This is a genomic window from Rhodococcus sp. EPR-157 (assembly GCF_001647195.1).
Taxonomy (GTDB): Bacteria; Actinomycetota; Actinomycetes; order Mycobacteriales; family Mycobacteriaceae; genus Rhodococcoides.
Map to the genome: position 1 here is coordinate 1 of NZ_LVCV01000107.1, position 9,695 is coordinate 9,695.

The 9,695-nt window shown below is 62.7% G+C and carries 11 protein-coding genes and 1 pseudogene; 1 reads left to right on the top strand and 11 read right to left on the bottom strand.

From position 1 onward, the window contains the following. Window positions 1-111 precede the first annotated feature (111 nt). The 8 genes from A2J03_RS04165 to atpB form a co-directional block, all read right to left on the bottom strand. Window positions 112-471 (bottom strand): F0F1 ATP synthase subunit epsilon, encoded by a 360-nt coding sequence (locus tag A2J03_RS04165; RefSeq protein ID WP_068370087.1) that lies wholly within the window; start codon window positions 469-471, stop codon window positions 112-114. 30 nt (window positions 472-501) lie between these two features. Further along, a complete protein-coding gene (gene atpD, locus A2J03_RS04170; RefSeq protein ID WP_068370090.1) occupies window positions 502-1,950 on the bottom strand; it encodes a F0F1 ATP synthase subunit beta in 1,449 nt (482 codons plus the stop codon). A 3-nt stretch (window positions 1,951-1,953) separates the two neighbouring features. Continuing rightward, the gene (locus tag A2J03_RS04175; protein WP_068370092.1) at window positions 1,954-2,928 is read right to left on the bottom strand and encodes a F0F1 ATP synthase subunit gamma; all 975 of its coding nucleotides are present in this window, start codon (window positions 2,926-2,928) and stop codon (window positions 1,954-1,956) included. A 51-nt stretch (window positions 2,929-2,979) separates the two neighbouring features. Further along, entirely contained in the window at window positions 2,980-4,623 is a 1,644-nt protein-coding gene (atpA, locus tag A2J03_RS04180) for a F0F1 ATP synthase subunit alpha (RefSeq protein WP_068370095.1), read from the bottom strand. A 93-nt stretch (window positions 4,624-4,716) separates the two neighbouring features. Next, window positions 4,717-5,544 (bottom strand): F0F1 ATP synthase subunit delta, encoded by an 828-nt coding sequence (locus tag A2J03_RS04185; protein ID WP_068370098.1) that lies wholly within the window; start codon window positions 5,542-5,544, stop codon window positions 4,717-4,719. A 7-nt stretch (window positions 5,545-5,551) separates the two neighbouring features. Further along, window positions 5,552-6,115, bottom strand: a complete 564-nt coding sequence (locus A2J03_RS04190; RefSeq protein ID WP_068370101.1) for a F0F1 ATP synthase subunit B — start codon at window positions 6,113-6,115, stop codon at window positions 5,552-5,554. 6 nt (window positions 6,116-6,121) lie between these two features. Next, window positions 6,122-6,370: an ATP synthase F0 subunit C gene (locus A2J03_RS04195; RefSeq protein WP_068370103.1), complete on the bottom strand. Its 249-nt coding sequence runs from the start codon at window positions 6,368-6,370 to the stop codon at window positions 6,122-6,124. Between the two features lie 96 nt (window positions 6,371-6,466). After that, window positions 6,467-7,192 (bottom strand): F0F1 ATP synthase subunit A, encoded by a 726-nt coding sequence (gene atpB, locus A2J03_RS04200; RefSeq protein WP_068370112.1) that lies wholly within the window; start codon window positions 7,190-7,192, stop codon window positions 6,467-6,469. On the opposite strand from atpB, the gene A2J03_RS31475 reads away from it, so the two are divergent. Then, entirely contained in the window at window positions 7,146-7,442 is a 297-nt protein-coding gene (locus tag A2J03_RS31475; protein WP_231912356.1) for a hypothetical protein, read from the top strand. The two genes, atpB and A2J03_RS31475, sit on opposite strands and share 47 nt — an antisense overlap. A gap of 158 nt (window positions 7,443-7,600) precedes the next feature. Here A2J03_RS31475 and A2J03_RS04210 read toward each other — a convergent pair whose 3' ends face one another. The 3 genes and pseudogenes from A2J03_RS04210 to A2J03_RS04220 all read right to left on the bottom strand — a co-directional run. Then, entirely contained in the window at window positions 7,601-8,053 is a 453-nt protein-coding gene (locus tag A2J03_RS04210) for a hypothetical protein (RefSeq protein WP_068370106.1), read from the bottom strand. A 31-nt stretch (window positions 8,054-8,084) separates the two neighbouring features. Next, window positions 8,085-9,299, bottom strand: a complete 1,215-nt coding sequence (locus A2J03_RS04215) for a glycosyltransferase family 4 protein (RefSeq protein ID WP_068370109.1) — start codon at window positions 9,297-9,299, stop codon at window positions 8,085-8,087. Then, window positions 9,296-9,695, bottom strand: a pseudogene (locus tag A2J03_RS04220) (serine hydroxymethyltransferase); the annotation flags it as partial. The pseudogene A2J03_RS04220 and the gene A2J03_RS04215, both read right to left, overlap by 4 nt.

Consider the following 9,695-nt stretch of genomic DNA (forward strand, 5'->3'; position numbering starts at 1 on the left):
CAGACGATACAGAAAAGCCGCGACGAGGCCTGCGAGCAGCACAACCAGGATGATCAGAACGATCACTCCGATGTGCATCTCGCTGGCCCCGTCGCGGCTTTCTCGTGAAACCTAGGCCCGCTCGGCGGCGCGAATTCGGCCCTTCGCCATCGCGAGTGCCTCCTTGTCGTCACCGCCCGCGTCCAGTACTGCTCGAGCTGCATCGACGTCGATGTCCTTGGCGAAGTCCGCAGACTCCGCGAGGACAGTGACGGCTTTACCCGTCACGGACAGGAATCCACCGTGTACGGCCGCAACGATTCGCTCGCCGTCGACTGTGGTGATGGAGACCGTGCCTGCCTCGACCAGCTGGCCGAGGACCGGCTCGTGACCGGCCATGATGCCGATCTCGCCTTCCGTGGTCTGAGCACTCACCAGGGTCGCGTTGCCGGACCACAGTTTCTGCTCGACCGCGACGAGGGAGACCTCCATGCCGTTCGTTTCCGAAGAAGTCACGTCGGGCTACTTTCCGGCGATCTTCTTGGCTGCTGCCTCGACGTCGTCGAGACCACCACAGCTGTTGAATGCCTGCTCGGGAAGGTGGTCGTACTCGCCCTTGGTGACCTTGTCGAACGCCTCGATGGTGTCGGACAGCGACACGACCGAGCCTGGCTCACCGGTGAACTTCTCCGCGACGATGAAGTTCTGGCCGAGGAACTTCTGGAGGCGGCGTGCGCGACCGACCAGAACCTTGTCCTCTTCCTGGAGCTCGTCCATACCGAGGATGGCGATGATGTCCTGCAGTTCCTTGTACTTCTGCAGGATGCGCTTCACCTCGTTGGCAACGCGGAAGTGCTCTGCACCGACGATGCCGGGCTCGAGGATTCGCGACGTCGAGCTGAGCGGGTCCACAGCTGGGTAGATACCCATCTGCGAAATCGGACGCGACAGCTCGGTCGTTGCGTCGAGGTGGGCGAACGTCGTCGCAGGCGCCGGGTCGGTGTAGTCGTCGGCGGGAACGTAGATCGCCTGCAGCGAGGTGATCGAGCGTCCGCGGGTCGAGGTGATGCGCTCCTGGAGCTCACCCATCTCGTCCGCCAGCGTCGGCTGGTAACCCACGGCAGAAGGCATACGTCCCAGCAGGGTCGATACCTCGGAACCTGCCTGCGTGAAGCGGAAGATGTTGTCGATGAAGAGCAACACGTCCTGGCCCTGCACATCGCGGAAGTACTCCGCCATGGTCAGTGCGGACAGGGCGACGCGCATACGCGTGCCGGGCGGCTCGTCCATCTGGCCGAAGACAAGGGCGGTGTCCTGGAGGACGCCCATCTCTTCCATCTCGAGGTGAAGGTCGGTGCCCTCACGAGTGCGCTCACCGACGCCTGCGAACACCGAGGTACCGGAGAACTCGCGGGCAATACGGGTGATCATCTCCTGGATCAGAACGGTCTTGCCGACACCGGCGCCACCGAACAGTCCGATCTTTCCACCCTTGACGTACGGGGTGAGAAGGTCGATGACCTTGATGCCGGTCTCGAGGATCTCGGTCTTGCCTTCGAGCTGATCGAAGGCTGGTGGCTTGCGGTGGATGCCCCACTGCTCACCGTCGCGACCGAGGCCCGGGGTGTCGAGGCAGTCACCGAGGGCGTTGAAGACGTGACCCTTGACGACGTCGCCGACGGGAACCGAGATCGGCTTGCCACTGTCCACGACGTCCGTGCCGCGGACGAGTCCGTCGGTCGGCTGCATGGAAATGGTGCGGACCAGATTGTCACCGAGGTGCTGTGCGACCTCGAGCGTCAGGGTCTTGGCCACGGTCGGCAGAGTGATCTCTGCGTTGAGGGCGTTGAACAGAGCGGGGATGGAGCCGCGCGGGAACTCGACGTCCACAACGGGGCCGATGACCCGAACGACACGGCCGGACTGTGTGCCCGCTCCGCTCGCGTTCTCTTGGGCTACTGCTGCGGTCATTGCTTAGTCACTTCCTGCGCTGTCAGCCAACGCGTTTGCGCCACCAACGATTTCGCTGATTTCCTGGGTGATCTGGGCTTGCCGAGCCTGGTTGGCCTGACGGCTCAGGTTCTCGACCAATTCGTTCGCGTTGTCCGTTGCCGCCTTCATGGCAGTACGGCGCGCGGCCGACTCGGACGCAGCCGCATCGAGCAACGAGGAGTAGATCCTCGTGCTGATGTACTTCGGCAGCAGAGCCGACAGAAGCGTTCCGGCCTCGGGCTCGAAGTCGTACTGGGCCTGCACATCCGAAGCCGAGGGCGAATCGGTGAGCGCATCTGCGCCCATCTGAATCTCCTCGTCGGTGTACGAGATCTCCAGCGGTGCCATCCGGCGAACTTCGGGCTTCTGCGTCAACATCGACACGAAACGTGTGTAGACGATGTGCAGTTCGTCGACGCCCTCGATGGTGCCTTCACCGTTGGGGGCGTCCACCTCGGAGCCGGATCCCGCCATGAACAGCTCGACCAGATGCCTGCTGGCCTTTGCCGCGTCGGCGTAGCCGGGCTCCTGCGAGAAGCCCGTCCATGCACCCTTCACGTCGCGCTCACGGAAGGTGTAGTAACCGAGCCCCTTCGCGCCGAGCACGTAGATGACCGGGTCCTTACCCTCTTTGCGCAGAAGCTGGAACAGCTCCTCCGCTTCCTTGAGGACGTTGGAGTTGTAACCACCGCACATGCCGCGGTCGCTGGTCACAACCAGGACAGCCGCACGCTTGGGTTCGGTGCGCTCGTTCAGCAACGGGTGATCGAGCGAACCCGAAGCACTGGCCAAAGCCGAGAGCACTTTGGTGATCTCTTCCGCGTACGGCTTGGAGGCCGCAACACGAGCCTGCGCCTTGGTGATTCGCGACGTGGCGATCAGTTCTTGCGCTTTGGTGATCTTCTTCGTCGAGTTGACCGACTTGATCCGGGAACGCAGCTCGAGAATGCTTGCCATCAGCTGTTCACGCTCCCTTCTTTGCTCGTCTTGTCACCTGTCATCGCCGGCCTACTTGCTGACTGTCTTGCGGGTGACGTTGACCTGCTCCTGGCTGACCTCGTCCGGGTTCAGCGTGTCTGCCTCGGCCTCGTTGACGACGGTGTTGCCCTCGGAGTCGAGGAAGCCTGCCTTGAACTTCTCGGTGGCTTCGAGGAGCGCCTTCTGCGTGTCGTCGTCCAGTGCCTTGCCGCCGGCAATGTTGTCGTACACGCCGCTGGCGTTGCGGTGCAGATCCTCGAGCAACTCGCTCTCGAAGCGACGCACGTCGCCGACGGGAACCGAGTCGTAGGTGCCCTGACCGGCGAGCCAGATCGACACGATCTGATCTTCGACGGCAACCGGCGAGTACTGATCCTGCTTGAGCAGCTCGACCAGACGCGCACCACGCTCGAGCTGAGCCTTGGAGGCAGCGTCGAGGTCGGAGGCGAACGCGGAGAAGGCTTCGAGCTCACGGAACTGAGCCAGCTCGAGACGCAGTGAGCCGGATACCTTCTTCATCCCCTTGGTCTGTGCGGCGCCACCGACTCGGGAGACCGAGATACCGACGTTGATCGCGGGACGAACACCCTTGTTGAAGAGGTCCGACTCGAGGAAGACCTGACCGTCGGTGATCGAGATGACGTTGGTCGGGATGTACGCCGAGACGTCGTTTGCCTTGGTCTCGATGATCGGCAGAGCCGTCAACGAACCGCCACCGAGCGCGTCGGACAGCTTGGCCGAACGCTCCAGCAGACGGGAGTGCAAGTAGAAGACGTCACCGGGGTATGCCTCGCGGCCCGGCGGACGACGCAGCAGCAGCGAGATGGCGCGGTACGCCTCGGCCTGCTTGGTCAGGTCGTCGAACACGATGAGGACGTGCTTGCCCTGGTACATCCAGTGCTGGCCGATGGCCGAGCCGGTGTACGGAGCGAGCCACTTGAAGCCGGCCGAATCGGATGCCGGAGCCGCGACGATGGTCGTGTACTCGAGTGCACCCTGCTCTTCGAGCGCAGCCTTGACGCCTGCGATCGTGGAGCCCTTCTGGCCGATGGCGACGTAGATGCAGCGAACCTGCTTCTTCTCGTCGCCGGACTCCCAGTTGGCCTTCTGGTTCAGGATGGCGTCGATGCAGACGGCGGTCTTGCCGGTCTTGCGGTCGCCGATGATGAGCTGACGCTGTCCGCGGCCGATCGGCGTCATGGCGTCGATGGCCTTGATGCCGGTCTGCAGCGGCTCTTCGACCGGCTGGCGCTCGAGTACCGAGGCAGCCTGCAGTTCGAGTGCGCGGTTCTCGCTGGACTCGATGTCGCCCAACCCGTCGATCGGCTGACCGAGGGGGTTGACGACGCGGCCGAGGTAGCCGTCGCCGACCGGTACGGACAGAACGTCGCCGGTGCGCTTGACTTCCTGGCCTTCTTCGATGTGCTCGTAGTCACCGAGGATGACAGCACCGATTTCGGTGGCATCCAAGTTGAGCGCAACACCGAGAACGCCGCCGGGGAATTCCAGCAGCTCGTTGGACATCGCCGACGGAAGACCGGACACGTGAGCAATTCCGTCGCTCGTGTCGGTAACCGTGCCGACCTCCTCGCGGGAGGACTCCGGTGAGTAGCTCGCGGTGAAGTTCTCGATCGCGCTACGGATCTCGTCGGAGGAGATCGTCAGCTCCGCCATATTTTTTCCTGCTCTTCCTTCAATGATCGCGGTATTAAAGGCTTCCGAAATTTCGAAACGCCTCTTCGTCAAGACTGTGGTGCCGTACTCGTACTACTTGAGCGTCTTTCGCAATGCAGCGAGGCGGCCTGCCCCACTACCGTCGATGACCTCGTCGCCGATTCGGACCACAAGTCCGCTGAGCAGTTCGGCATCGACCTCGACATGTACGGTGACGGGCTTGCCGTAGGTACGCGTCAATGTCGCGGTCAGCTTCTCGAGCTGACTGTCACTGAGGGGTGCCGCACTGCGCACGTGCGCCACAGCTCGGTCGCGGACCTGCGCTGCCAGTCCTGCCAGTTCGTCCAGTGCATCGGCAGGTGCCGCTTTACGGAGACGACTGACCGCCTGGATCGCCAACGCCTCGGTAACCGCAGTCACCTTGCCGTACAGCAGACGTCCGAGCAGCTCACGCTTGGCTTGAACAGGCTTGCCGAGATCCGACAGGGCCTGCTCGAGCTGCGGGTTGGCTGCAACGATCCGGCCGAGACGGAACAGCTCGTCCTCGACGGTATCGAGCTGATCCTGGTCGGCTGCGGCGCGAAGCAGAGCTTCCCGGCCCAGTACGACCAGTGAGTTCAGCAAATCCGATGCCTTGGACCAGCTCTCCGTGACAGCGGTCTTCAGGATTTTCGAGGTGATCTCCGAAACCTGTCCGGCGAAGAGTTCCTCCGCCAGCGCGCTGCGACGTTCCGCGGAAACCGAGGCGTCGGACAGCGCGGTACGCAACGTGCGCTGTCCGTCGAGGGTCTCCACGACAGCGAAGAGCTCTGCACCGGTCTGCGCGGCAGCAGCAGTTGCTTGCCCTGCCGACGCAGACCCGAGCGCATCGTTCGCAACCGAACGCGTGCGGGCCAGAGCCTCACGAGAAGTTGCGTACATGGTTATCTCACTTTCCCGCTGCAGAATCAGCGGTGACGGAGTCGAGTTCGCTCAGGAAGCGGTCGATGGATCCAGCACGCTTCGCCTCATCGGACAGCTGTTCGCCGATGACCTTCTCGGCGAGTTCGACTGCCGTGCGTCCGAGGTCGCTACGAAGTTCCGTAACGATCTGCTGACGCTGAGCAACGAGCTGGCTGTGACCTGCGGCCACGATCCGGTCGCTTTCCTCCTGCGCCTTCGTCTTCAACTCGGCGAGGATGGCCTGTCCCTGAGCGCGCGCGTCCTCACGGATTTGCGCGGCTTCGTGACGAGCGTCGGCGAGCTGCTTCTGGTACTGCTCGAGAGCAGCCTTGGCCTCCGCCTGAGCCTCTTCGGCCTTCTTGATGCCGCCTTCGATCAGCTCGCTACGCTGCGTCAGGACTTCTTGGAACTTCGGAAGGATGTACTTCCAGAAGACGAAGCCGATGACAGCGATGCAGACCGCAGACCAAACGATGTCGTAAGTCGCGGGGAGAAGAGGATTGATGTCCTCGCCTTCCGCCGCGGCCAAGAACGCGATGTCGGTTGCCATGTCGGATTAACCGAACAGGAAGCCGGCGACGATACCGATCAGCGCGAGCGCTTCGGTGAACGCGATGCCGAGAAACATGTTGGTACGGATGGTGCCCTGGAGCTCAGGCTGACGGGCGATGCCCTCGATGGCCTTGCCGACCACGATGCCTACACCGATGCCAGGTCCGATGGCAGCGAGGCCGTAACCGATTGCACCGTATCCAGCGCCGGTCACCGTGCTGGTCGTTTCCTGTGCCAGGTACGCGAGGCTCATTTGAATTCCGTTCCCTTTCTGTTGCCCATCACCGGTCGGTGCGTGGGTCAGGTAGATCTTGTCGTCGTGCGGTCTAGTGAGAGTCGGCGTGCAGAACTAGTGGGAGTCTGCGTGCAGGGCGAGGTCGATGTACACCGCGGTGAGCAGCGCGAACACGTATGCCTGCAGTCCGATGACGAGCATCTCGAACAGCGTGAAGCCGAAACCTGCTGCAAGCGAGAACAGGCCGAAGATCTTCATTCCCGCCGCGGCCTGGAAGAAGAAGAACTGGGTCGCGCTGAAGAACAGCACGAGCATGAGGTGACCGGCGAGCATGTTGGCCATGAGACGCACGGTGAGCGTGAACGGTCGAAGAATGAACGTCGAGATGAACTCGATCGGGATCAGAATGATGTGCAACGCCCACGGAACGTCGGGGACGACGACGCTGCTCTTGACGTACTTGAAGAAGCCGTACTTCTTGATTCCCACGTAGTTGAACGTCACGTAGGCGATCAACGCGAGCACGATCGGCATACCGATTCGCGCGTTCGGAGAGATGTTCAGGAACGGGATGATTCCGGACATGTTCATGAACAGCACGGCGAAGAAGATCGTCATGATGATCGGCAGGAAGCGCTTGCCCTGCTCCTTGCCGAGGATCTCGTCCGCGATCTGAATCTTGACGAAGTCCAGCATGTACTCGACGACGTTCTGGAGTCCCCGTGGCACGACTTTCGCACCGCGCATCGCGACCGCGAACAACACGACCAACACGAGGGTCATGAGGATGCGAATGAGCATCAGTCTGTCCAGTTCGAAGGGTGTGCCCTCGAACAAGATAGCGGGAGGAAAGAAGTCGGATAGTGACGGCGGAGTGAACTCCGCAGCCAGGTTGGTGACGCTCAGCGGTCTCTCCCGTGTTCGGGCCGCAGACGCCAAACGACTGCGGTTCGATCGGACATTGACGATCTATCAAGTCGACGATATCGGCTCGAGGTCGTCAGCAGCTGAGGCCTGGTCTTCACTGGCCAGCGTCTGTCGGGTGTCGGCGACTCACGTCGACTCGGTAACTCTTCGGACGCGTCTGTAAGTGATCTCACGCGACGTCGGTTACCTGTGAGGGCTTTCTTGCCGCGCGATATGTCCTGTTCGCGACAGTCGACCCTCACTTGGTCGGAACTTTATCAACACAACTACGACGTTGTGTAGGTGGGGCTGTTTCTTGACCGATTACGACCGTTCGTCGTACTACAGGCCGTCGGACTCGGTGTTGTCCGGCTTGTCGTCCACGTATGGAGCCTTGGTCCGCACCACGCCGTAGACCTCCGCTCCGAGTACGAGAACCAGAGCGGCAACCACTACGAGCGCCAACGACTTCTTGCTGTAGAAATCCATGTCCTTCAGTACCGCCAGGACCACCACGGCGAGCAGCATCTTGACGATCCACCCGCCGAGCAGCACTGCGCCGGCCATGGTCGGCGGAATCTTCGAGGTGAGCGCGATGGACAACGCAGTGGTGAGAATGAACCCGCCACCGAGCGCCGCACCGATGAGCGCTCCCCACAGGCCGGGAAGTCCAGCGACCAGTGTCGCGATGACGGCACCGAGCACGGTCAACACCGCCAGACCGATGATGCCGTAGCGAACTGCAGCACGCATCGAGTCGGATTGATCGGGCACCGGCGCAGGAGAGAAGCTCACAGACGCACAGACTACCCAGCCACGTCGGGCATCAGCCCCGACGGTCTCGTCGGCCGGCTTTCCTCGTGCGCCGATGCTGCCGAGCCATGTCGAGGCGAATGGTCGGAACGGCGGTCACCACCAGCGCGAACACCAGACCTGCCGCAACCAGCAACACGACGATTCGTCGATCGATCAGTGAGGAACCGACCGCACCGAATGCGAGCACTCCCACCCACAGGTAGATGACCAGGACGACTCGGCGGTGCGAATGTCCGATCTGAAGCAATCGGTGATGCAGGTGCATCTTGTCTGGGCTGAAGGGGCTGCGGCCCGCCCGTGTGCGCCTGATGACCGCCAGCAGGAGGTCCAGTATCGGAATGAACATGACCGCGCCGACCAGCAGGAGCGGCGACAGGAGGCCGAGCAGATCCCTGGGCCCGTACGCCACGAGCGGGATTCTGCCCGACGCACTGGTCGCCACCGTCGCGAGCATCAGTCCGATCAGCATGGATCCGGAATCGCCCATGAAGATGCGGGCGGGCTGGAAGTTGTGCGGGAGGAACCCGAGACAGGCACCTGCCAGCGCCGCAGCGATGACCGCAGGCGGGTAGATGCTCACGTCGCCACCCTGTTCGTGAAGCAACCCGACCGAGAACACACAGATGGCAAGTGACGCGATGAGACCGAGCCCGGCTGCCAGGCCGTCGAGGCCGTCGACAAAGTTCATCGCGTTCACCATCACGACGGTGATCAACACGGTGACGAGACCGGCCTGCAGTTGGTCGAGAACGAGAGTGCTGCCGCCGTCGGGACCCCACGGCAGATAAAGCAGATACCAGCTGACTCCCATGACGACCAGGACTCCAGCGGCCGTTACCTGGCCGACGAATTTCGTCAGGGCATCGAGACCCCACCGGTCGTCGATGATGCCGACACCGACGATCACGAATCCGGCCATCATCGCCGCCGGGATGTCCTGGTTGTACTCGGGGTTGAAACCTCGGGCGAGAGCAGGCAGTTGCGACGCGAACAGCAGCGCCACCAGCATTCCGAGGTACATCCCAGTGCCGCCGAGCCGCGGCGTCGGCGTCACGTGGACGTCTCGCTCACGAGGAGCGGCGACTGCCCCGAACTTGATCGCGAGAACGCGAACACCACCGGTCGCCAGGAACGTCACGACAGCAGCGGTGAGGAAGACGAGCAGGAGCTCCCTGATCGGGACGCCCGCGCCTTGCCCCGACTGCGCGAGAATCTCGACCGTCATGCGTCGGGGTAGGCCGGCTTGCGCGTCACGAGATCCGTCACGTCGCTCTTCACGGCAGCAAGCTCGCGGTCACCGTCGGGGGTGCCTGCCTCGGCGCGCACTGCACGCGAGAGCAGAACACCGACGGTGTTCATATCGGAGGTATCGAATCCTTGGCTCGTCACCGCGGCAGATCCGACCCGAATACCCGACGCGACGGCAGGCGGCGCCGGATCGAACGGAATCGCGTTCTTGTTGAGGGTGATCCCGGCCGCCGCGCAACGATCTTCCGCGGTGCGACCGTCGACACCGAGGTGCTGCAGGTCGATCAGCGCAAGGTGCGTATCGGTGCCACCCGACACCGCACGCATCCCTGCGTCGGTCAGCGACTGCGACAGCGCCCGTGCGTTGGCGACC